Source organism: Pseudomonas sp. RA_35y_Pfl2_P32, assembly GCF_963970735.1.
GTDB lineage: Bacteria > Pseudomonadota > Gammaproteobacteria > Pseudomonadales > Pseudomonadaceae > Aquipseudomonas.
This window is the reverse complement of record NZ_CAXAQF010000012.1, coordinates 162327-183372: the sequence shown is the minus strand read 5'-3', so window position 1 is coordinate 183372 and position 21046 is coordinate 162327. Positions and strand designations below refer to the sequence as shown.

Genomic DNA, 21046 nt, shown 5'->3' with positions numbered 1-21046 from the left:
CAACAATGACTCACGTAATGGCATGCATTGATAACTCAAAGTTCTCACTGGCGGTCTGCGACTACGCAGCATGGGCGTCACAACAATTAGATGCGCCCCTTACTTTGCTACATGTCTTGGATGAAGAGAAATACCCGGCAGCAGCTGACCTGAGTGGAAATATTGGCCTCGGAAGTCGAGAGCATCTGCTGGAGGAACTGGCTACGTTGGATGCCCATCGTGCCAGAATCGCTCTGGAGCAGGGAAAGCATATGCTTGAAGCCGCCAGGGAGCGAACTGTCATCTCCGGTGCTGGCTTTCCTGAGTTGAAGCAGCGCCACGGCCACTTAGTAGAAAGTCTGAGCGACCTTCAGGAGGATATTCGGCTATTGGTGATCGGAAGAGTGGGAGAAGACAGCACACGCAGTACGCGCACCCTTGGTAGCCAGATAGAAGCTGTCGTGCGGACAATTCGCCGGCCCATCTTGATCACAGCCAACTGCTATAAAAAGCCCGAAAAAGTGATGCTCGCATTTGACGGCAGCCCTACGGCCTACAAAACCGTCCAAATGCTCGCCGCCAGCCGGCTTTGCGAAGGTTTACCCATTCATCTTGTTATGGTCGATGCAGACTCGGAAAGCAATCGAGAGGCGCTGGAGAAAGCACGAGGCATGCTTCTTTCTTCAGGCTTCGTAGTCCAAGCTGAAATACGACAAGGTGAGGTGGAGGCGGCCCTGCACGTTTATCAAGCAGAGCACGGAATTGATCTGCTGGTCATGGGCGCCTATGGGCACTCACGCATCCGACAGTTCCTGGTGGGTAGCACGACTACGACGATGCTTCGAACAGCCAGCATGCCTGTCTTGTTGCTTCGCTAACGCAGGTTTCTAAACCACAGTATTTCTATGCTTCGAGAAATACTGTGGTTATCTCAAGCGAGATTATTTGGCTATGGCAGCACTTGCTAAAACGCTGCTGCAGCGCAGCACCAGAACACCACCAATTGCAGCCAGAATCGAACCGATCAACACTCCGACTTTGACTTCATCGATCAAAAGAGCTGATCCGGCGAACGCCAGATTGCCAATGAATAGGCTCATAGTGAAGCCAATGCCGCATAACAGTGCTACGCCGTAGAGCTGTACCCAGGTACTTCCTTCTGGCAACTTGGCCAAGCCCATGCGAATGGCCAGAGCAGCCAATAGGAAAATACCGACCTGCTTGCCCACCAACAGACCCAGAGCGACACCCAGTGGAACCGGATCGACCAGGTTCTCCATCGAAATACCGGCCAATGAAACACCCGCGTTGGCGAAACCAAAAATCGGCACCACAGCGAAAGCTACCCACATGTGCAGCTTCTCTTCCAGGAAAAGCAGCGGAGATTGGGCTTCCTCTTCTGGCTTGCCCATGGGGATGCACAGCGCCACAGCGACACCGGCCAGCGTGGCATGGACACCCGATTGCAGCACGAAGAACCACAACACGCCCCCGACCAGGAGATACGGGAACAAACGCCTTACGCCCAATTGATTCATTGCGATCAGAATGACCAGGGTCGCAAGCGAGGCCAGCAACATCGGCATGGAAAGGCCCGACGTATAGAAAAAGGCGATGATCACCACCGCGCCCAGATCGTCAATGATCGCCAAGGCAGCCAGAAACACTTTCAGCGAAGTCGGGACTCGCTTACCCAGCAACGACAAAACACCTAAGGCGAATGCGATGTCAGTAGCGGCCGGGATCGCCCACCCCCCCAAGGTCTCAGGATTACCCCAGTTGATTGCGATGTAGATCAGCGCAGGAACAACCATGCCGCCCAAAGCACCAAATCCAGGTAAGGCTCGCTGCCCCCACGTGGAAAGCCCACCGGCCAGCACCTCTCGTTTGATTTCTAGACCGACCATCAGAAAGAAGATCGCCATCAGACCATCATTCACCCAATGCTCTACAGACATGCCCATCCAAACGCTGTGCAAGGCTGCAAAGTAACTCTGGGATAGAGGTGAGTTAGCAACAATCAGAGCGGCCAGAGCTGCACCCATCAACACGAGACCGCCAGCGGATTCCGACGACAGGAAGCGAGCCAGAATCGCGGCTGCTCTAGGGGTTTCGGCTTTAGCTTGATGCTTGGTCATCAACGTCCTTGGGATCACTTAAAAGGTAATAGATTAACATCTGGCCTACACGAATGGCGGCGTTAAACAGCCTGAAACAGTTAATGTTCAAGGCCATAACCGGGCATTAATGCTGTTCATTCATTACTCTGGAATGGGGGTTTTAGACCAGAACCTATTGGCATGCGAAACAATATACATGCGCCCATCGACTCCATACCCCCACGCCCTTTTCGAATAACCCGATCAGTCTTCCCATCGCTTGATACCATCCAGCACACTTGTATGAAGATTTAATGTCTGGAAGGCCTCTGTGAACATTATCCGTCGCTGGTTACGACAACCCTATGCACGCCTCATCACTTTGATCGGATTGGTTCTGATAGTGCCTGTGTGCATGCGTGCGTCACTGGGTTGGTCGAATCCACTCGGCTACCTTTCAGATCTGGGAATTGCGAGCCTGCTCATCGTACTTCTGCATCGCCGTCCTTGGTGGTTGGCACTTCCAGTGCTGCTGGCATGGGGACTTATGACGCTGGCGACTGCCGAACTGGTCAGCGCGGTCGGTAGACTTCCAAACTCCTCAGACCTGCACTACCTGATCGACCCTCAGTTTTTGGAAAATTCTACCGGTGGTGGTTTCGCCCAGCCTTGGCTAGCCGCCACTCTGTTTCTTGGACTGGTGATTTGCCTGATCATGCAGTATCTGGGGCGCTCCACTGCCGCTCCGGGCTTGCCACGAAGCGCGTGGGGAGCACCGCTACTGCTATTGATCGCCCATTGGGGCGCTCAGCACCTGTACCCCTCAGAGGAAGACCAGTGGCGCTTGTTCAACCTCCCGCATCAGTTGATGGCCGCGAGCGTTGGCGATGTTCAGGCAAGCGCAGAAGAGTGGTTGGAAGGTGATGTTGTCGATGTCCCACCGCAAATGGCGGGGCTCACTCAACTCGATTTGGACGGACAGAAATTGCTCGCGGCACCGGGGCGTGCGCGCAATGTGTTGATCATCGCGCTGGAAGGTATTCCCGGCGCTTACGTCGGCGTCAACCGCCAAGCCCTGCACAGCAGCTATCAAGAAAACCTCATGCCCAACCTCAGTCGTTGGGCAGAGCGCGGCATGAATACGCCGGACTATGTACTGCATAGCCATCAAACCATTCGCGGCCTTTACGCGATGCTTTGCGGCGATTACGACAAGCTGGATAACGGCACGCCCAAAGGCGTCGAAATGTTGACCCAGAGCGAGCGCAACCAAGCCTGCTTGCCAGCCCAGTTGCATAAGAACGGGTTTACCACGCACTACCTTCAGGGTGCAGGCCTTCGATTCATGGCCAAAGACAAGATCATGCCGCACATCGGCTTCGATGCAACCCATGGCTTGGAATGGTTCACTAATAGCAACTATCTGGAGTTCCCTTGGGGCAAGGATGACAAGGCGTTCTTCGAAGGGGCGCTGGACTATGTCGGCCAGCTGAAAAAGCAGAAGACGCCGTGGATGCTGACCCTGCTGACCGTTGGCACCCACCAACCCTATTCGGCCCCTGAAGACTACCTTGAGCGCTACGACACACCCAAGCAGGCCGCCGTCGGGTATCTGGATGATGCTCTCGGGCAATTTCTCAACGGCCTGGAACGTCAAGGCATCTTGAAAGACACCCTGCTGGTGATCACCTCGGACGAATCCCACGGCATAGATGGTGTGCGCCTGGCTTCCTCTTGGGGCTTCAACCTGATGCTAGCGCCCGAGCAGGATCAGTTGCCCAGGGTGAAGTCTGGGGTCTACGGGCATGTCGATCTGAGTACCTCGATACTCGACTACTTCGCCTTACCCGTCCCCTCAGCCTTGAGCGGTCGTTCCCTGTTTCGTAATTATGAAACGGGCCGCGAAATCATGTCATTCACCAACGACAAGCTGCGCTATCACGATGGCCAAGGCATCTTGACCGAGTGTGACTTTCAACAGCGCTGTCGGTATTACGCCAGCGCCGGCTTCATTGCCGAGCGTGCAACCTTGACGGGGCAGTATGGGGGCCAGCGTGCCCGCCAAATCGTAGCCAGAGCGACGGCACTGGATCATTCGCTGCTCCGGACACCGTTGAACCAGCACTACCAGTTCGGCAGTCCCGCCATCATCCCGCTTCAGGCGCAGATCAAGGATGACTGGGCCGATAACCTTATCGGTGCTCAGTACCTCGAAATGCCCAAGGGCTCACATACTCGCGTGCGTCTGACCGTGCGCTCGGTAGATCCACAACAGAACGCCTACATACTGCTCAAGGCCAAGGAGCTGGAACAGGATGTCCAACTGGGCCTGCCAGCCGAAATGGTCGTCACTGCAGACCAGCCACTGGAGATGGACTTCAGTTTTGACAATCCGCAGTCGCGTAAGGCGTTTTCGTTCCACTTGTTGGGCTATGGATTGGGTGCCGTTGAGGTGAGCGACTTCAGCGTGATTACCGAGTTGCCAGAAGCACTAGAAGTGCTGGATGAGAATCCGGTCGACAGCGGTGCTCAATCAAGCTAGGTACCCCGTATGGTTGCACTCTGACGTCGAGTGCTGTTTGCGGTAATCGAGATAGAAAAACAGATTCGAATCCGCTTGTCCGAGTAGAACGGGTTGCATGCTGGGCATACCCTAAACGACAAGCATCTTCATGCCACTGAAAGAGGGTTTAGAAAATGCATAAAATACTTGTAGCTGTCGATGGTTCCGAGCATTCGGAGCGCGCGGTACGTTACCTTATTGGGCTGATCCAAGATGGCGGATTACTGGGCGGTAGTGTTGAGGTACATCTGGTGAATGTGCAGCCACTTTTACCCACTCGAATCGCACACGACATGAGCGAGGATGAGCGTGATCATTATTATGGGGATAAAAGTGCTGAGGATTCACAAAAAGCTGAGGTGCTTCTGAAGCAAGAAGGGATTACATTCGCACTCCATACCCTACAAGGCGATGCAGCCAGCCAAATTGTGGCGTGCTCACATTCCCTAGGATGTGACAGCATCATCCTAGGTTCGCATGGCAATGGTTTTCTGGCGGGGATTTTTCTGGGCTCTGTCGCGGCAAAGGTGATTCAGCTCTCGGATTTACCAATCACCTTAGTCAAATAAGAGATCGTGAATTGCTTGATAGCGCGGCCCCATAACTGGATTGTCAAAGGCAGGTGTTTTGAAAAGATTCTGATTTAACCTTGCCCTTCAGTAGCCGACCATGAAGCCCTATTACGAGTGGGGGGTTGATATTTTTTGAATCAAATGACTTCTCGACAATGGTTTGATATCGATTAGCCTAGGATTGCTACCCAGTAAAAAGACCCTCAGTGAGTCCAATTATTGCTTAGGGCCTTGTGACCATGTTATCGCGTTGTCTGCGCTATGGGCGGGGTCGCGTCGGCACCCGAAAGGGTGGTCGGCCCTCGTGGTCGGCACTCCAACCTTCGCGGCTTTGCCCACCACTCATTATAGTGATTTCGCGCTCAATCAAGCAGAGGCATCATGCCTGGAAATGCCTAATGCGCCTTGGCTTACTCATCCCCCCTAACGAAAATACCTTAGAGACTCGTTTAGAGTTAACGAGCCTATTGCTGTGTCATCAGCAGCCGTTCCACCGCGAAGCCTTTGTCTTTTAGTCGTTCCAGTAGTGCCGCATAAGCCTGCGGCTCTACCCGAGTTGTTCGCGACAAAATCCACAAGTATTTGCGAGTCGGCTCACTGACGGCGACCAATTGGTATTGCTCGTCAATATCAATAATCCAGTAGTCCGCCCATACTGCTGGGAGAAACGACATCCACGCTGGTGCGAAACGCACCTTGAGCCTGGGAGAGTTCGGAGCACCCACTTGCCGACCAGTGGCGAGAGAAAGATGCAATTGGCCATCGCGCAATCGACAACGGTTGACGGCTTGCACCGTACCGTCGACCTGTAGATGGAAGTCGGTGCGGGTGAAACCGACGCACCTTTTCTGGATCCGGTTGGGAGTGCGGGCGATCTCGTACCAGGTACCCATGAGCCGAGGCAGATCGATGCTGGCGACAGGCTGCAACGGCAGACTGGAACTGTCTGCCTGACTGCCCGGAATAGCAAAACTCAACCCAGACCAAAGCAGGCTAGTAAAAAGGTAAAGAACTATTCTGCGCATAGCACTAAGGCTCACTGTTGGCGGTCGACAATGCATTCCCCAATGCCATCGGAGAAATCGGGTGCACGTAGATTGAGCTCTCAGCTCAACGATAGGCTATGGCCAGCTCAATCAGAGAAAAACCAGCATCGGGTTCGGCCATGTGAAGCACAGACTTACCAGCGCAGCCAGCTTCGACCGAATAATGCGCCTAGTACCATCGGCACCAGCATGCCCAACAAGTACCACACTCCCCAAAATGGTATCTGCATCTCGGGGCAGCCAAGCGAGTAAGCAATCGTTGCCATTGAGCCTGCTAGTAGTCCGCCGCAGGCTCCTGAGAGCGTCAGGTTGGTGGGTGCAAGACCGCGTAGCGCCCAAAACACAGTGATAAACCCAGGAATCGACAGCAAGGTAATGTTGAGCACGCATACCTTCCAGGTTTGGCCGAGAATGATCGCTACGCGGTCGTCAGGTGGGGCTACCAAGAGTACATAGATAGATCCGACCCACACCGAAGCGACTGCGGCAACAATCAGCATTTTTCCGGGGCCCGAGGCAATTCCAGGTCTAGCCAGCCTCATTACCATGCTCAGTGCACCGATCATCAGACAGAGCGGAAAGGCGATCTTTGCCCAAAAAATCGGTGTAGCCATGACCAGGCCCAGGTCTGGCCGAACGCCCATTATTGCTATTACCAGCAAAGTGGCGCCCAAGAGGCCGGCCAGCACCGCGCCGCTGAAACGCTTAGCGAGTGTCCTGCGGTCAATCGGGGCCACACCCGACGCGAGTAGGGAAATAAAATCATCAGTATTCATCGTGCACCTCTAACCCTTAACGCCAGAGCTTTAAGCCCTCGGTGTATCCCTATCTTCACCGCAGACTCAGATAACCCCGTCATTTGAGCGGTTTCAGTAACAGACAGCCCTTCTATTTTCACGTGCACGATAGGTAGACGCTGACGTTCAGGTAGCTGCTCAAGCAACCTGCCTAGGTCGCGACTGGCCTGCGCAGGTTCAAGATATGGCTCGGCAAATAGCTCTGCCGCATCGTCGAGGGAATCGTTGAACACGTCATGACGTGACCTCCCTCGGAAAAAATCGGTGAGCTTGTAGCGCGCAATGGCAAAAACCCACGCCGTCAGCGGTTGGTCGATCCGATAAGTCTGACGCGCATTATGAACGGCCAGCAGAACCTCTTGCAGCAAATCCTCGACTTCACCTGGTCGCCGCTGAAGTCTCGAGCGTAAAAAACCACGAAGATGGCCACTTAACTCCGATAGAAACGTTCGATAAGACCGCTCATCTCCGTCCAGACCTGCGATAAACAGGGCCTGAAGGTGGAGTTCTCGACTGTGCAACACGTCGTTATGTGTAGTTCGTTCCATCGTTCGCTCTGGTTACACGAAAAGTAAAAATATCTCGCTCCTGCTTGATGCCGGCGTTAGTGACGGGCAGCGGATCTAACATGCGGTACCGGCATAAGGTAACAAGCGAATCAATTTTGCAGGTTTGAAAAATATTCAGCGGTCGCTGTAACCGGAAGTGAAAAACCATCGAACTACCTTTTGGATCGCAAGCACGGCACTCAAGCGCTGATGCGACGCCCCCCCATCATCTGGAGACACAACCATGAATAATCTCAAGCTTGCCGCGCTCGCTGCTGCCTTCTCTACATTCGCTGCAGGTGCTATGGCCGCAGACACTCCTGCTGCCGCAGGCGCCATGGAGAAATGTTACGGCGTCGCCCTAGCGGGCAAGAACGATTGCAAGGCGGGTGCAGGTACCACTTGCGCAGGCACCGCCAAAGTGGACTACCAGCCTAATGCCTGGAAAAACGTCCCTGCGGGTACTTGTACCTCCATCAAGACTCCAAAAGGCATGGGCACTCTCGCACCGAAGTAATCGTAATACTACGGGGGCACACCAACCATGAAAACTGAACGCCAGATGGGGGCCGGGCTCGGCCTGAAACCGAATCATTACTCAGATGCGCTTGACTGCACGGCTGAGGGGGTCTGGTTCGAAGTTCATCCGGAAAACTACATGGTAGATGGTGGCCCCCGTCTCGCATGGCTGGAGGCAATTGGGAGTCAACACCCGCTTTCGCTGCACGGCGTTTCACTTTCACTGGCTGCCGATTGTCCGCCGGACGAAAACCATTTGATGCGCCTGAAAGCGCTGGCAGATCACGTTCAGCCTGCGTTGATTTCCGAGCACCTAGCTTGGTCAGCATGGCATGGCCAGTATCATCCTGACCTATTGCCATTCCCTCGCACGGTCGAGGCATTGCAGCGCATCGTAAGCAATATCCAACGGACACAAGATGCCCTAGGACGCCCTATTGCCATTGAAAACCCCACCCATTACCTACGCCTGGATGGTCATGAATTCAGCGAACTCGACTTTTTGACCGAGCTGAGCGCGAGAACTGGCTGTGGGTTACTGCTGGATGTCAATAACGTCCACATCAGCGCGCATAACCTGGGTTTTGATGCGGGAACGTATCTGGATGCCTTCCCGGCTAAGGCAATCGTGGAAATCCATTTGGCAGGCCACGCAGTGGATCCGGGGGATACGCGGTTGCTAATAGATACTCACGATGCCCCCATCGCTGACGACGTCTGGTTGTTGTATCAACGCGTTATCGAACGGATCGGCATGCGCCCGACCTTGATCGAGCGCGACGACAATATCCCAGGGTTCGACGTCTTGCTGGCTGAACGAGACAGAGCACAGGCGCTGTTGAACATCGGTCAGAGGCGATCATCGGAAGTGACGATATGAACACCTCACTCGCAAGCTTTCAGGATGCATTCGTCGATGCGCTATATGAGCGAAATTCGACTGGAATGACTGCACTAATCGAACAGCCCGGTTTTTTGGTGTACCGCAATACTGTCTTGAAAGGATCCACGGACGCGTTGCTCGCAAACTTTCCCACCATCGAGCGTTTGGTCGGGACAGAGTGGCTTAAGGCCGCTGCTGCGATCTATGCCCGGCAGTCGCCACCGACGGATTCCCGACTGCTGCACTACGGCGCTGATTTCCCGGATTTTCTCGACGCTTTTGGACATGCGCGAGAAATGCCTTATCTGGGCGACATTGGCCGCCTGGATCTGCTTTGGATACAAGTCCATTGCGCCAAAGATGAGCCCGACATTGATCCGAGTTTATTTGCGAGCATGTCCCAAAAGGACTTGGCCCGCAGCGGACTCACACCGAAGGCCGCTTCCCGTTGGGCCTGGTTCCCAGACCACCCGGCTTACACCATCTGGCGCTTCAATCGCGAACAGCGGGACATGCCTGACGAACTCGACTGGCGCGGCGAAGGAGCGCTTCTGACGCGCAAGCAAGGCCGGGTTTGTTGGGAAGCCGCCAGTGCTGCGGATTGCACGTTTCTAGACGCCTGCGCGGCATACCTGCCGCTTGAACTGGCTGCAGAAAAAGCCCTTGAGGTTCAGTCTGATTTAGATCTGGCAGACCTCATTGCCCGCTTGTTCAGTGCCGACGCGTTCGTCGCTGTAAACACCCACAGCTCTCTCTGAAGTTTAACCAACGGAGACATCATGGACGTGATACGAAATACATCGTCCACCGCCGATAAGTCCTTGCGTGGCATTTGGAACCGCATTGCAGACCGACTTGGCTTAATGATTGGTGACTCGCTATTGGTGCTGGTTGCTCGCCTATCCATCGCGGCCATTTTCTTGATGTCAGGACGTACCAAAGTCAGTGGTTTTTTGACGATCACGCCCAGTACTTATGAGCTGTTCCGCACCGAATACTCACTGCCATTTATCTCTGCGGAACTGGCCGCGCATCTAGCTACCTACAGTGAGCATTTGTTTCCACTACTTCTTGTGTTAGGCCTGTTCTCACGACTTTCAGCATTCGCGTTGCTGGGCATGACTTTTGTGATCCAGGTGTTTGTCTACCCTGACGCCTGGCCAACGCACCTTTCCTGGGCAGGCTTGCTGCTGCTCATCGTCGCACGTGGTGGAGGTGCAACGTCGCTGGATCGACTACTCGGCCTCAAGTGATGCTTTGCACCTTGTCCACGCACTGCCTGTCGGAAACGTGTGATGAGTCAAAACCAATTTTGTCTGACAGATAACAGGCTTTAAACGTCGGTACCAAATATTGAACTAGATAAATTTTCCTGGCTTAAGGACTGAAAAGTCCAATAATCAATAGGTGAGTGTTGTGCTCGTCTGAATGGATATTTGGCGATGTCGGAGTGACTGAACGGCTGCGCACGATTCACGCGCCCCTCGTATCGAGCACTCGCCAGACGCTCCTCAGTCCAGCGCAAAAAACTTATTTCGGGGCATATGCAGCCACCGACTTGCGAATTTCCTCCCGAGCCTCATCAGCGCTCCCCCAACGGCCCATCTTCACCCACTTCCCCAGCTCCAGAGCTTTGCTGTTTTCGAAGAAATGCTGGATCTGTGCGAGCAAAAGCACGGGAAGGTCTTCCCACTCCTTCACGTCGCTGTACTTAGAGCTGAGCTTGTCATGAGGCACCGCGATTACTTTGACCCCAGCACCTACTTCGCTTGTCATGTACATCACACCAACCGGGCGGCTGCGAACTACAACGCCAGCCGATACCGGGTACGGGCAAATCAACAGTACGCCCCGAGGATCGCCATCATCACTCAGCGTATTTGGAATAAATCCATAGTAGGCGGGATAAAGCGTCGATGTACTGAGGAAGCGGTCAACGAAGGTCTGTCCACTTGTTTTATCCACCTCGTGTGTAACCGGAGAGTGGTTAGCAGGAGTCTCGATAACCGTAAAAAAGTCATTGGGGATCGCGATACCTGGTGGAACATCCGTATAGCTCACGTTCGTACCTCAAAGGTTTAGGAATGGCTTGGAGGCCTTTCTGCCGACGGTGCCCATTTCAATTGGGGTTTTTACGTAGAATACGGAAATCTCCTAAACCTCCAACCTCTTGAACAACATTTCGGATTCGTCCTCGGTGATAGCCATGCGAATCTCCGTAGGTTGATCTGCCAGCTCAAAAAAAATGCGATGAGTGCAATTTACCTGTGTGCCCAAATCCTTCAATTGCTGTGCAGAGGCTCGCGCCGCGCAACCCCATCTCTTTAGCCACGTCGACGATCCATTCGCCCAGCATCTTTCCCTGACAACAACGGTTCTGCTGGGCGAAGAAAATCGCTAGATAACCTCTCATGTTCGTCTCCTCAACGTGGCCCCAGAGTGGAAATAGCGTTGCTGTGCGAGCGACTGGTATCAAGCAGATGTGTGACTATCGCCGTGACTGCGCCTACAAGGTGAGCGGAAACACCAATCACGCGCTCTACTGTCACCTCCGAATGCGTCACGGCAGTCCTTCAGTGTGGTAATCAGAACATGAGTATTGCCTACAAAACCTCGACAAGATGACTGAACCCGAACGACAAGCGCTCTGGGACGTGTTCAGAAGCTGCTCGCCAGACTTGATGCAAGGGAGTTGTTTTGAAGGAGAGTGGACTTCCAGTCAAAACTTGCGTGACTTGCGGCCTTCCCTTCTCATTGAGGAAAAAGTGGGCACACTGCTCGGAGAAAGTTCGCTACTGGTCGGAAAGCTGCCGGCGTAGTAAACGCTGAACTAAAGAAAAAGGGCCATTCCTGGCCCTTTTGTACTCAAACCAAGATCACTTGGTCAGCCAGGACTCTACTGTCGTGGAGCCGTGTTCTGCTTTCCATTCTTTCAAGGTCTTGTGGTTGCCACCTTTGGTTTCGACGACTTCACCGGTGTGAGGGTTTTTGTAGACCTTCACCTGACGAGGCTTGCGAGCGCCAGATTTTGCCTCGACTACAGGGGCACGACGACTAGCTTGCGGATCGAGCAGATTGATCACGTCCTTCAAGCTGTAGCTGTACTCGCCCAACAACGCGCGCAGTTTGGTCTCAAATTCAATTTCTTTCTTCAGGCCGTCATCGCCTTTCAGGGCTTCAAGAGCCTGGAGCTGTTCGGCGAGGTTTTTTTCGAGCTGGCGGTATTCGGCGAGTTTGGACATGACAGGTCTCTTTTCAGTAGTTACCTAACAGTATATTGCAAATCGGTCAGCGCAATAGAGGCTGCTTGCGACAACTGAGTTAGCAGCCGAAAATTATGGCTCAGCAATAATTATGGCGGAGCCATAATTTGGAATAATCCAGTTTTGCTGCGAAATTTCACTCCACGTGACCACTTGCATGCGTTCTGACCAGCGATTGCATCGGATTTGACCAGCACGTGTTGTAACCATGATCGGCAGAGAACGGCCAAAAGCCGCCTGTGGTTGGAGCAATGGCAAATGTGCACCTATGCTCTGCCTGCTGGAAGAACTGATCACGCAGAACGTGCTGCTCCGACAATGGTGCGCAATAACTGTAGTAGGTCAGCGGTTCCGACGGTGCTCACCGTGACGCTGGCCTCAGCTGAAAAGGAGTGAACCCCCGGATTAAGAGCTATGCGAGGCATCGCAAACACACAAGGAGTGGTATCCATGAAAACGTTCCCCCGCACCACCATCGGACAGGGCGGCGCTGTGATTGCCAGCCTGTTGCTCGCTACCTGCGCATGGGCCGAGACGATCCCTGAGTCGCTCACGACGCCCGCCAAGAGCGAAACCCGCCTCGGCACGCTGGAATTCCTGGACGGACAGCCGAACGAGGCGACGGTCGACAAAGTCTATGACCAACTGGACTTCTCGCACGCGACTCGCGCGTTTTCGGACACTCTGCAAGGCGTCAGCATCCACGCTATCCGCAAGGGTCTGCAGGACATCGGCGTGAAAGACAACGAGGTGATCGTCTTCTCGGAGCTGATGGATTCCAAATCGCTGTTCCTGACGCCCAATGCCGACACGATCTATATCATCTCCGGTTTCGACCTCTCGAAGGGGCCGATGGTGGTGGAAGTCCCGCCTGGAGTCCTCGGCACCGTCCAGGATGCTTGGTTCCGCTGGGTTATCGACATGGGCGTGCCAGGCCCTGATCGCGGCCAAGGAGGGAAATATCTAATCGTGCCGCCGGACTACGAAGGCCCATTGCCAGAAGGGGAGTTCAACGTCGCCCACTCCAAGACCACACACGGCGTTTGGTTCGCGCGCGCGTTCATCGAGAACGGCAACGATCCCAAGCCGGTGGTCGAACAGATCAAGAAAACCACCAAGGTCTATCCCTACAAAGCTGGCGGTGTCGGGACACCGATCGCCGAGTTCTTGGCGGACAAGGCCAAGCTTAGCGCGGTCACCCCGCCACCGTCGACCGCGTTCCATGAAGGCAGCGGCAAGGTGATGAACACCATTCCGCCGAACGACTTTTCATATTTCGAAATGTTGAACGAGGTCGTGCAGCAGGAACCGGCCACCAGCCTCGACCCCGAGTTGATGGGGCCAATCGCCGCCATCGGGATCGTTAAGGGCAAGCCCTTTGCACCTGATGCGCGAATGAAGAAGATTCTCATGGAAGCGCTGGTGGTAGCCAACGCGACCTCACGCAGCCTGTTCATGAGTCCGCGCGATAAGTCATGGTATTACTACGACAATGCGAATTGGCAGAACATGCTGTTCGCAACTGGCCACGAGTTCGAAACGCCAATTCCGCAGATCACGCCGGAGGGAGTGAAGCCTTTTCCTGCGACCGGCTACCGCCAACTGGATGCGCGTTCAGCCTTCTTCTACGGCGTCACCGGCATCACACCCGCGATGGCCATGCGACTACCCGGCGCTGGTTCGACGTATTTGTGGACTATGGTCGACGCTCAGAATAACTACTTCGATGGCGCCAAGACCTACAAGGTCAGCCTGCCGAAGGACATCCCCGCAGAAAAATTCTGGTCGTTCACGCTTTACGACAACATGACTCGGTCGATGCTCGACACACCACAGCGCTATCCGCGCTCCGGCAGCCAAAGCTTCCCATCACCGGCTGCGGAGCCAAACGCTGACGGGACGACGACGGTCTACTTCGGGCCGCAGCAACCTAAAGGAGTGGCACGCGGCAACTGGATCCAAACCATACCCGGCAAAGGCTTCTTCCCATGTCTGCGCCTCTATAGCCCGCTGGAGCCCTTCTTCGCCAAAACGTGGCGTCCGAGCGAAGTCGAGTTGGTGAAGTAAGCGAATTTCGATTTTGAACAGCGTGGATCGGTACCTACAGGGATCGGCTTCACGCATTCAAACGCGAGATCACAGCCTTGCACATCCCAGAGACGTTAAACGATGGTCGTGGTTGGCATGGCAGTTATCTGCCTGCCCCCCCTGCACTGATCCGTACGTACGGAACTACCGCATACGGCTCCTGGATTGGGTACTTAACGCGAATCGATCCTCAGGACGTAGACGCTTACGCCGAATTGACCCACGTGCTTAAGTAAGACTGCTCCACCCACAAGTCGGCAAAGATCCAGTACTGGCAACGGTTCGCGAAGAGACAGACTGGGTCAATATTAACTCGGCAACTGGCTTAACTCGGCGTCGGCGCCAACAATTAAGTAAAGGGCCCTCTCGGGCCCTTTTGTACGCAAACTAAAATCACTTGGTCACCCAGGACTCAACAGTCGCGGAGCCGTGTTCTGCTTTCCACTCCTTCAGAGTCTTGTGGTTGCCGCCTTTGGTTTCGACGACTTCGCCAGTGTGAGGGTTTTTATAGACCTTAACCTGGCGAGGCTTCCGCGTGCTGGCTTGAGGCTCAGCGACTGGTGCACGACGACCAGACTTCGGATCAAGCAGGTTGATCACGTCTTTCAGGCTGTAGCTGTACTCACCCAGCAGGGCGCGTAGCTTGGTCTCGAATTCGATTTCCTTCTTGAGGCCTACATCGCCTTTCAGTGCTTCGAGAGCCTGGAGCTGTTCGGTAAGGTGCTTTTCCAGTTGGCGAAATTCTGCGAGCTTGGACATGGTCGTTCTCTAGGTAGTTAGTCGCCTAACAATATACCAAAATCTGTAAATCGGATTAAGGCTCAGCGCTTCCGATGTACCGAAATGTCACTGCTGCTCACCCTTAAAAGAAAATTGCGACTTTGCTCCCAATGGGATCGCGCAGATATGTTCCCTACTGCCTTTTGGACAACGAGAGTCGCACAAAACCATTCGGAGTCGCCAGCCGCGTTGAGTATAGAAATCATGGGTAAGGATCAGTGAGCCCCGCATCCAGCGAGTTAGGTTCGCAGCCCTGGTTTACTCGTCCTCCGCTGCAAGCGGTGAATTGAGGTCAACATCTACCTGACCGAGTAGCGCAAAGATTCGAGCGACCAGACGCGTATCCACAGGCAGCATTCGCTCCGGATACATGTCCATGTCAGCAGCCAGAAGCCCGAGAGTTCGGGATACGGATAGATAGGCTTCCATCGGTTCATTCGCTTGCGAAGTCTTCTGAACGTGGTGCGCAGACTTGATGTTGGGGATACGAGGGTCACTCATGACTCAACCTCATGCGGTTCGACGTTGCAGCAACTGCGGCAGGTTCCGCCTGTTCTGATGCCGAAGTGTTGCTCCGGTTAAAGGGAGCTTTGAGATGTGAAAATTATGGCTCAGCAATAATTATGGCTGAGCCATAATTTGAAATAATCCAGTTTTGTCGCTTCGCCACCGATCGTGGAACTCAAATCACCAGCAGGACACCGTTCAAAGCTCAGCGACCAACGTCGCGATGTACCTCTATGGTGACGGAGCAAACCGAGAGGCCAGTGCCTTGAAAGCTCTGCAAGCATTCGCGCGTCTAGCAATGCATGGTGCGGCAGATCAGATAGATCCTGCTCCTCAAGAGCTTCCGCACTTACCTGATTGGAAAGGATCGTGAGGTCGTTTGGTTGATCCATAACGTGGATTGGCCAGGGTTGATGATCTACACAAACGAGATCACGGAACAACTGCCAATCCCAATGTGGCGCATCTGAACACACCTCAAGTTTCTCATCGAAGCTGCCTAGAAATCTTCGAAGCGAGGCTCGAGCTTCGACAAGCGACTGACCACATCGCAGAGGATCAAGCTGTGGTAGAACGTTCTGAATAACGAAATCACTACAGTCTTCGACCAAATAGGTGTCGGTCAGTTCAACGTAGAACTCTTGGCCCGACTCTGATACCAGAGCTAGGGATATCAGCTTCGAGTCCCGATTGAGCTGAGTAAATTCGCAATCAAGGAATATCTTCAACGCCCTGTCCTTTTCATCGAGTGTTAGCGTGGCCCGTCATTGGCGCCCATGCTCGTCCCACTATTTAGAGTACCGATCGCTCTGCGAGGAGCATGACTACCAAGTCGGCCGAGTATGATGTGGCGCTGCATTTGTGATTGGGCGTGGGGTTTGTCAGTCATCTCCCCAGGGATCGAATTTGTCCCCATACCTAGCGTGTAAGGCGCGATTGCGCTCGATCCGCCTGATCCACGGATCGTAGTCCGCGGGCAAAGCGGTGATCTTAGCGCTGATGATCATTTGCACCGCATTGTCACGCAGTAAGCTACTGGTCAGCTCGCGGTATTCGCCACGCGTAACCACACCATAAATATCGTGATTATCCTTTACATAGAGATCGGTCATTCCTACCCGCATATGGCCATATTTTTTTACGTCTTCGGGGTAGATGTCCTCTAGGCTTAGGTATCCCATTTCGAACTCCGTGCCAAGAATGTACTCACTGAATAGCACTGCCTCTACGCTCCGCAATGTTCAAAGGTGCCACCGATACCGTGCACCATCATTGAAATCGCTCCTTCGCGCCAGCGCCTACGTAAACCAGCCAACAACAAGTGATTTAGTGTGCGCATGATAGCCTCAGCTCAGTTATCACCGTTCCGAGAATCCGCTTTGAACACACATGACGCACGTGCCGATTTCAACACACTGATCAACGCACCGAAATTTTCCGACGACCCCGTTGGGAACCGCCAGAAGAAGCGGTGGCAGCTCATTGCTGGCGACATTTTCAAAAGCACTTCCATCGAAGCCCTGTTGGAGGCGAGAGGAAAAGCTGAAGGCTACATCCATGGCTTGGTGGACGCCGGGCATCTTTCAACAACCGATACCGACCGCGACTATCTAATCCTGTGCGCGGTTCGTAGGCGCCGTGGTTTTTTGCAACAGCTGCTGAACGAGCTCGGTTACTGAGCTAAGGCGAGCGGTGACTCCGCTCGATGGCGAGCGTTACAGGACAGATGCCGCTTGAAGCGCTCCGCATGGTGAACTCGGAGCGCAGCAAACTAAAACCGTAAGAGGCCCAGCAAGCGAAAGTTCAGAGGTTTAGGGGAGCTCGAGCAATGAGCTTGTCCTGAATCGACAGCCATTCCTCCATTGAAATGAACACCGCAGTCCTGCGTTCTCCATCAACGAAAACTGGTTTACGAGTCGTGATCACCTGGTCGAGCAACTCGTCAAAATGGGCTATTGCCCTAACGACTGACCATCGTTCATCTGCCATATGACACGGCCCTACCAGGTTATCAAATGATGGCTTTCATACTACCGATTAGAATCTATCGGCGGACTGGAGAAGCTTCAAAAAGCTAGCTCTGCCGAGGTCTCGCCTGAAGCTAGCGATGACGTAATTACCATCTTGAGTCTCGAGTAACCAAAATCGCCCTTCTTTCCTCGCCGACTGAATTTTACCCGTGTGAAGAATTGAACCATCAGCTCTGTGGTAGGCATCATCCTTCGCAGAGTGATCGAATGACACCCCGACGCATGTGTCATCTGCAATAAAAGCGTCGCTGATGAATGCCGTGACAGGCACCGTGTATTTGCGAAGGCTTGCTCGCACCAACCGGCGCAGCTGAAATTCGCTGACATCTTTACTATGAAATTCCAGCTCAATTACTTCAGGCATCCAACTCAAGCTCCAAAACGACCATGAATATACCGTCGGCAAGCATCGCTCACCCTGCCTTCATTGAAAAAGCGGCACCAATGCTAGCCTCTTTTCTCAGTCCTGGCCCAAGCAGGAGATAGACAGTATTTTTGGTTTCAAACATACAGCCTTCAGTGAAAGAGACACCGAAATTGCTACGAACCCACATTCGAGGCTGGAAGCGTCCTTTGCTGTCCAGGACTATCTCATGAGCAAAAAGCGTCGCGGGAAGTAGACCAAGCCCGCTTAGCTTTTCTTTCTCATCAGGGTTAACCGTAAGGTCGATCAGGATCCACTGCTTCACCACGCAGAATGCTTTGCCTGGGAATGTTTTTGCTGCCAATGCAATCAGCTCATCTTGGGTGCCCTGCCAGCCAAGTGCTTCCTTCCCTGCTCCGTAAAGGAGCTGGGAAATCTCTTCTAACGTAACCATGTGAATTTCTCGATCGATTGGGGTTTAGATCGCAAAAATGGAATTGATCCCAGCGCCAGACGTAGGAAAAAACTCAAATTGCTGAGGTTCATCGCTGCATGCCGCCCCTCAAATCTCGAGCAAAAGATCCTGATCGAAACCGGTATCTTCGGTTGGGTATCCGCGAGGATTTGACACAACTCTGCAACCTCGTTTAACGAAATCCGCAGCGATGTGGGTATGTCCATAAATCCACAGATCGGCATTTTCCAAAAGCTCAGGCCAGTTATTTGCGTACGCAGCAACGAGGTGTTCTGGAAAATCCCCACTTACGTATTCCGACGTAGGGGCATGGTGCGTGACGACAACAGTTTTACCGTCGAAAGGCTTGTCCAATTCCCCAGTAAGCCAGGCGTACGCCGCCTGAGATTTAGCGATCAAGTCATCAGGACGCAAACGTCGGAAATTTGCATCCGTTCTGATCACAGTGAAATCGTTCATCCAGTCCCAAGCGACTCTTTTCGCGGCAACGACATCTCCGGTCGACGAGTAATCTGTCCAAGCAGTCGTGACCAAAAACCTGGTTTGATTCAGGATCAAGGCCTCGTTTTCGAGGACGTGCACATGAGGCGCTGCCGCGTCCCTCATTTTTTGAAGTGTGTGATCAATGTGGCCGCCGTAGTACTCGTGGTTTCCACAAACGTAAATCACAGGGCATTGGAATGTGTCGTTTGCCCAGGAGACTCCACGCGATTTGATATCAATGTCACCGGCGAGAATGACTACGTCCGCGTCGGTTATTACGGGCTCGAACGGAGCGAAGCCGAGGTGCAGATCTGAGTAAATCTGAATCTTCATAGCAGACGACCACTTTCGTTTTAGTTGTACATTGTATACAGCTGTGGCGGGCGGCCTCCGACCATGGCGCGCCTTGCCAGGAGAGGCTGCGATTTACGTACTCGGATTAAAAAATCACTCGAAGCCCTTTGAGAGAGTGAGGGTCAACAAGACAGCCTGGGGCATCCGTATAAGCCTTTTCGTCGCCAATGTTATGAAGGCAAACACGAGCACCACTAGAGTCATATCCGACCAGCAACCCCGAAAGCCCCTCCATAATCCATTTGCCGGCTTTGTTCATCCACCCAGGCGTGACGACCTGAATTTCCGTAACGACAAACTCGCTGGTTTGTTTGGAAAGTATTTCTTCGAGCATATCGACGTCACTAATCATCATGGTGCTTGACCATACCGTGCCCTCCAAGCGCTCCTGAAGGACGACGTGATACCAAGGATGAGCCAAGTGGCGTTCAAACATCCGCCAGTTCGAATACCCATCCCCAAAAATATTAGGAGTGCCCTCGGCAACAGTTTCATGACTTCTAAACATTTCACATTCCCGTGGATCTACAGGCCGCTGTTGCAGCTGACATCACTGATAAAGAGACAGTATCGCGGCGAGGCTGGCTGCCTTTTCGTCGCCGTCTCCCGCCAAAACGTACACCGTGTTTTTGGTTTCAAAGAGAAAGCCATCTTGGAATGAAATGGCCATGGTGCTGCGAACCGAGTTTCCGTAATCGAAGCGTCCTCGGCTGTCTAGGATGACTTTTTCGGCGAAAACAAAGAGCGGCAAGTGGCCATGAACGTGGATTTTGGTGAGATCCGCATCGCTAGCTATCGCGCGTACGATCGTCCACTGCTGGACGATGCAAAAGCCTTTGTCGGGGAAGCGGGTCTGCGCGATATGAATTAGCGCTTCTTGGCTTTCTTCAGATCCAGAGCGTGGCTCTCCAGTGGTGGAGAGGAGCTCGCTGGCTGCTTGGATTTTTTCGATTTCCAATCAAAAAGCCTCTGACAATACATGTGATATGTTTGCGCGGGATCTCGCTCCCTGATCGGAGCGCGGATGATACCGGTGATTCCCAAATAAGAACTATATTGCATAGATGGGAATTTATCAATGTGGCCTTATCCTTTCCTTTGTGGGAAGTACTCATGCCACTGCGATTAGCGCTAGCCGCGATCCTACGATTGACCAGGAAAGCACGCGGCTTGTCCCAAGAGCAGCTTGCTGCCGCAATAGAAGCGAGGCACCTACACAACCTTGAGCACGCAAAGTCCAGCGTGACCCTTGACACTCTTGAAGGGATTGCCAAGCGTCTTGATGTCGATGCTGTAGCTTTACTGGCTGTGGCATCCAAATACGAGAGGCAACAGTCCACCGCTGACTATCTTTTATTCCTGAGCGATGAGATCCAGAAGCTTGAACAGCTAGGTGTGCTGGCCAGCCTGCCAAATGAATTTCAAGATGGTGATTTGCGGACGGGTAAAGCAGGCAAGCGACCGGTGCCCGCTGACAAGATCCAGGCAGTGCTTGCCTGCAAGGGACAGGGTTTAACTCAGAAACAAACGTGCTCAGAGCTTGGCATGGCGGCTTCAACGGTGAACAAGATTTGGCACTCGGATGCAGTTGATGCATCGTAGCTGAGTTCATCCGATAGGTTGAGCAGTTTGGTCGTTGAGCAAGAGGCCTGAAGCGCTAGCAAAAAAACCGTTCAGGTATTTCGAGAAGATCTCC

At 53.4% G+C, this 21046-nt stretch carries 26 protein-coding genes and 1 pseudogene; 11 read left to right on the top strand and 16 right to left on the bottom strand.

Translation table 11 applies throughout. The features are described from left to right. Positions 1-5 precede the first annotated feature (5 nt). A complete protein-coding gene (locus AACY45_RS14315) occupies positions 6-857 on the top strand; it encodes a universal stress protein (RefSeq protein ID WP_339473620.1) in 852 nt (283 codons plus the stop codon). A gap of 63 nt (positions 858-920) precedes the next feature. Here the strand turns inward: AACY45_RS14315 and nhaA are convergent, their stop codons facing one another. Further along, positions 921-2117 carry a Na+/H+ antiporter NhaA gene (nhaA, locus tag AACY45_RS14310; RefSeq protein WP_339473621.1) on the bottom strand — a complete coding sequence of 399 codons (1197 nt, stop codon included), beginning with the start codon at positions 2115-2117 and terminating at the stop codon, positions 921-923. Between the two features lie 292 nt (positions 2118-2409). Between nhaA and AACY45_RS14305 the strand changes: the two genes are divergently transcribed. Both AACY45_RS14305 and AACY45_RS14300 read left to right on the top strand, forming a co-directional pair. Further along, positions 2410-4620, top strand: coding sequence for an LTA synthase family protein (locus AACY45_RS14305; RefSeq protein ID WP_339546083.1), 2211 nt, complete (start codon positions 2410-2412; stop codon positions 4618-4620). A 155-nt stretch (positions 4621-4775) separates the two neighbouring features. After that, positions 4776-5210: a universal stress protein gene (locus tag AACY45_RS14300; RefSeq protein WP_339473626.1), complete on the top strand. Its 435-nt coding sequence runs from the start codon at positions 4776-4778 to the stop codon at positions 5208-5210. 467 nt (positions 5211-5677) lie between these two features. Here AACY45_RS14300 and AACY45_RS14295 read toward each other — a convergent pair whose 3' ends face one another. The 3 genes from AACY45_RS14295 to AACY45_RS14285 form a co-directional block, all read right to left on the bottom strand. Beyond that, positions 5678-6238 carry a lipocalin family protein gene (locus AACY45_RS14295; RefSeq protein ID WP_339546082.1) on the bottom strand — a complete coding sequence of 187 codons (561 nt, stop codon included), beginning with the start codon at positions 6236-6238 and terminating at the stop codon, positions 5678-5680. A 155-nt stretch (positions 6239-6393) separates the two neighbouring features. Then, positions 6394-7035 carry a DUF1109 domain-containing protein gene (locus AACY45_RS14290; protein ID WP_339546081.1) on the bottom strand — a complete coding sequence of 214 codons (642 nt, stop codon included), beginning with the start codon at positions 7033-7035 and terminating at the stop codon, positions 6394-6396. Next, a complete protein-coding gene (locus AACY45_RS14285; protein WP_339546080.1) occupies positions 7032-7604 on the bottom strand; it encodes a sigma-70 family RNA polymerase sigma factor in 573 nt (190 codons plus the stop codon). The genes AACY45_RS14290 and AACY45_RS14285 overlap by 4 nt, the downstream gene beginning before the upstream one ends. A gap of 244 nt (positions 7605-7848) precedes the next feature. Between AACY45_RS14285 and AACY45_RS14280 the strand changes: the two genes are divergently transcribed. The 4 genes from AACY45_RS14280 to AACY45_RS14265 are packed head-to-tail and all read left to right on the top strand — an operon-like array spanning position 7849 to position 10259. After that, the gene (locus tag AACY45_RS14280; RefSeq protein ID WP_339546079.1) at positions 7849-8121 is read left to right on the top strand and encodes a BufA1 family periplasmic bufferin-type metallophore; all 273 of its coding nucleotides are present in this window, start codon (positions 7849-7851) and stop codon (positions 8119-8121) included. A 27-nt stretch (positions 8122-8148) separates the two neighbouring features. After that, a complete protein-coding gene (bufB, locus tag AACY45_RS14275; protein WP_339546078.1) occupies positions 8149-9003 on the top strand; it encodes an MNIO family bufferin maturase in 855 nt (284 codons plus the stop codon). After that, positions 9000-9764, top strand: coding sequence for a DNA-binding domain-containing protein (locus AACY45_RS14270; RefSeq protein WP_339546077.1), 765 nt, complete (start codon positions 9000-9002; stop codon positions 9762-9764). Before bufB ends, AACY45_RS14270 begins: the two co-directional genes overlap by 4 nt. A gap of 21 nt (positions 9765-9785) precedes the next feature. Continuing rightward, positions 9786-10259: a DoxX family protein gene (locus AACY45_RS14265; RefSeq protein WP_339546076.1), complete on the top strand. Its 474-nt coding sequence runs from the start codon at positions 9786-9788 to the stop codon at positions 10257-10259. A 277-nt stretch (positions 10260-10536) separates the two neighbouring features. Here the strand turns inward: AACY45_RS14265 and ppa are convergent, their stop codons facing one another. Further along, positions 10537-11067 (bottom strand): inorganic diphosphatase, encoded by a 531-nt coding sequence (gene ppa, locus AACY45_RS14260; RefSeq protein WP_339546075.1) that lies wholly within the window; start codon positions 11065-11067, stop codon positions 10537-10539. A 9-nt stretch (positions 11068-11076) separates the two neighbouring features. Next, a pseudogene (locus AACY45_RS14255) lies at positions 11077-11419 on the bottom strand (DUF190 domain-containing protein). A 284-nt stretch (positions 11420-11703) separates the two neighbouring features. Between AACY45_RS14255 and AACY45_RS14250 the strand changes: the two are divergent. After that, a complete protein-coding gene (locus tag AACY45_RS14250; RefSeq protein ID WP_339546074.1) occupies positions 11704-11835 on the top strand; it encodes a DUF2256 domain-containing protein in 132 nt (43 codons plus the stop codon). Positions 11836-11882: 47 nt separating this feature from the next. Here AACY45_RS14250 and AACY45_RS14245 read toward each other — a convergent pair whose 3' ends face one another. After that, positions 11883-12248, bottom strand: coding sequence for a histone-like nucleoid-structuring protein, MvaT/MvaU family (locus tag AACY45_RS14245; protein WP_339546073.1), 366 nt, complete (start codon positions 12246-12248; stop codon positions 11883-11885). 471 nt (positions 12249-12719) lie between these two features. Here AACY45_RS14245 and AACY45_RS14240 point away from each other — a divergent pair, with 471 nt between their 5' ends. After that, the gene (locus AACY45_RS14240) at positions 12720-14336 is read left to right on the top strand and encodes a DUF1254 domain-containing protein (protein WP_339546072.1); all 1617 of its coding nucleotides are present in this window, start codon (positions 12720-12722) and stop codon (positions 14334-14336) included. A 414-nt stretch (positions 14337-14750) separates the two neighbouring features. Here the strand turns inward: AACY45_RS14240 and AACY45_RS14235 are convergent, their stop codons facing one another. The 4 genes from AACY45_RS14235 to AACY45_RS14220 form a co-directional block, all read right to left on the bottom strand. Then, the gene (locus AACY45_RS14235; RefSeq protein ID WP_339546071.1) at positions 14751-15116 is read right to left on the bottom strand and encodes a histone-like nucleoid-structuring protein, MvaT/MvaU family; all 366 of its coding nucleotides are present in this window, start codon (positions 15114-15116) and stop codon (positions 14751-14753) included. 279 nt (positions 15117-15395) lie between these two features. Then, the gene (locus AACY45_RS14230; protein WP_339546070.1) at positions 15396-15638 is read right to left on the bottom strand and encodes a hypothetical protein; all 243 of its coding nucleotides are present in this window, start codon (positions 15636-15638) and stop codon (positions 15396-15398) included. Between the two features lie 110 nt (positions 15639-15748). Continuing rightward, positions 15749-16372, bottom strand: a complete 624-nt coding sequence (locus AACY45_RS14225; RefSeq protein WP_339546069.1) for a hypothetical protein — start codon at positions 16370-16372, stop codon at positions 15749-15751. 153 nt (positions 16373-16525) lie between these two features. Further along, the gene (locus tag AACY45_RS14220) at positions 16526-16825 is read right to left on the bottom strand and encodes a hypothetical protein (protein ID WP_339546068.1); all 300 of its coding nucleotides are present in this window, start codon (positions 16823-16825) and stop codon (positions 16526-16528) included. Between the two features lie 198 nt (positions 16826-17023). Here AACY45_RS14220 and AACY45_RS14215 point away from each other — a divergent pair, with 198 nt between their 5' ends. Further along, positions 17024-17323, top strand: a complete 300-nt coding sequence (locus AACY45_RS14215; protein WP_339546067.1) for a hypothetical protein — start codon at positions 17024-17026, stop codon at positions 17321-17323. A gap of 358 nt (positions 17324-17681) precedes the next feature. Here the strand turns inward: AACY45_RS14215 and AACY45_RS14210 are convergent, their stop codons facing one another. From AACY45_RS14210 to AACY45_RS14190, 5 genes are all read right to left on the bottom strand, one after another. After that, positions 17682-18038 carry a hypothetical protein gene (locus tag AACY45_RS14210; protein ID WP_339546066.1) on the bottom strand — a complete coding sequence of 119 codons (357 nt, stop codon included), beginning with the start codon at positions 18036-18038 and terminating at the stop codon, positions 17682-17684. 49 nt (positions 18039-18087) lie between these two features. Continuing rightward, positions 18088-18492, bottom strand: a complete 405-nt coding sequence (locus AACY45_RS14205) for a DUF6957 family protein (protein ID WP_218425403.1) — start codon at positions 18490-18492, stop codon at positions 18088-18090. A gap of 108 nt (positions 18493-18600) precedes the next feature. Continuing rightward, positions 18601-19329 carry a metallophosphoesterase family protein gene (locus tag AACY45_RS14200; RefSeq protein ID WP_339546065.1) on the bottom strand — a complete coding sequence of 243 codons (729 nt, stop codon included), beginning with the start codon at positions 19327-19329 and terminating at the stop codon, positions 18601-18603. Between the two features lie 106 nt (positions 19330-19435). Then, positions 19436-19858 carry a hypothetical protein gene (locus AACY45_RS14195; protein ID WP_053154046.1) on the bottom strand — a complete coding sequence of 141 codons (423 nt, stop codon included), beginning with the start codon at positions 19856-19858 and terminating at the stop codon, positions 19436-19438. A 42-nt stretch (positions 19859-19900) separates the two neighbouring features. Then, entirely contained in the window at positions 19901-20308 is a 408-nt protein-coding gene (locus tag AACY45_RS14190) for a DUF6957 family protein (RefSeq protein ID WP_339546063.1), read from the bottom strand. Positions 20309-20463: 155 nt separating this feature from the next. Here AACY45_RS14190 and AACY45_RS14185 point away from each other — a divergent pair, with 155 nt between their 5' ends. Then, positions 20464-20952, top strand: coding sequence for a helix-turn-helix domain-containing protein (locus AACY45_RS14185; RefSeq protein WP_150763534.1), 489 nt, complete (start codon positions 20464-20466; stop codon positions 20950-20952). Positions 20953-21046: the final 94 nt, after the last annotated feature.

Coding starts and splice junctions, on each gene's coding strand:
- AACY45_RS14315 (WP_339473620.1), top strand. CDS start 6: ATGACTCACGTAATGGCATGCATTGATAACTCAAAGTTCTCACTGGCG.
- nhaA (WP_339473621.1), bottom strand. CDS start 2,117: ATGACCAAGCATCAAGCTAAAGCCGAAACCCCTAGAGCAGCCGCGATT.
- AACY45_RS14300 (WP_339473626.1), top strand. CDS start 4,776: ATGCATAAAATACTTGTAGCTGTCGATGGTTCCGAGCATTCGGAGCGC.
- AACY45_RS14295 (WP_339546082.1), bottom strand. CDS start 6,238: ATGCGCAGAATAGTTCTTTACCTTTTTACTAGCCTGCTTTGGTCTGGG.
- AACY45_RS14290 (WP_339546081.1), bottom strand. CDS start 7,035: ATGAATACTGATGATTTTATTTCCCTACTCGCGTCGGGTGTGGCCCCG.
- AACY45_RS14285 (WP_339546080.1), bottom strand. CDS start 7,604: ATGGAACGAACTACACATAACGACGTGTTGCACAGTCGAGAACTCCAC.
- AACY45_RS14280 (WP_339546079.1), top strand. CDS start 7,849: ATGAATAATCTCAAGCTTGCCGCGCTCGCTGCTGCCTTCTCTACATTC.
- bufB (WP_339546078.1), top strand. CDS start 8,149: ATGAAAACTGAACGCCAGATGGGGGCCGGGCTCGGCCTGAAACCGAAT.
- AACY45_RS14270 (WP_339546077.1), top strand. CDS start 9,000: ATGAACACCTCACTCGCAAGCTTTCAGGATGCATTCGTCGATGCGCTA.
- AACY45_RS14265 (WP_339546076.1), top strand. CDS start 9,786: ATGGACGTGATACGAAATACATCGTCCACCGCCGATAAGTCCTTGCGT.
- AACY45_RS14245 (WP_339546073.1), bottom strand. CDS start 12,248: ATGTCCAAACTCGCCGAATACCGCCAGCTCGAAAAAAACCTCGCCGAA.
- AACY45_RS14240 (WP_339546072.1), top strand. CDS start 12,720: ATGAAAACGTTCCCCCGCACCACCATCGGACAGGGCGGCGCTGTGATT.
- AACY45_RS14235 (WP_339546071.1), bottom strand. CDS start 15,116: ATGTCCAAGCTCGCAGAATTTCGCCAACTGGAAAAGCACCTTACCGAA.
- AACY45_RS14230 (WP_339546070.1), bottom strand. CDS start 15,638: ATGAGTGACCCTCGTATCCCCAACATCAAGTCTGCGCACCACGTTCAG.
- AACY45_RS14220 (WP_339546068.1), bottom strand. CDS start 16,825: ATGGGATACCTAAGCCTAGAGGACATCTACCCCGAAGACGTAAAAAAA.
- AACY45_RS14210 (WP_339546066.1), bottom strand. CDS start 18,038: ATGCCTGAAGTAATTGAGCTGGAATTTCATAGTAAAGATGTCAGCGAA.
- AACY45_RS14205 (WP_218425403.1), bottom strand. CDS start 18,492: ATGGTTACGTTAGAAGAGATTTCCCAGCTCCTTTACGGAGCAGGGAAG.
- AACY45_RS14200 (WP_339546065.1), bottom strand. CDS start 19,329: ATGAAGATTCAGATTTACTCAGATCTGCACCTCGGCTTCGCTCCGTTC.
- AACY45_RS14195 (WP_053154046.1), bottom strand. CDS start 19,858: ATGTTTAGAAGTCATGAAACTGTTGCCGAGGGCACTCCTAATATTTTT.
- AACY45_RS14185 (WP_150763534.1), top strand. CDS start 20,464: ATGCCACTGCGATTAGCGCTAGCCGCGATCCTACGATTGACCAGGAAA.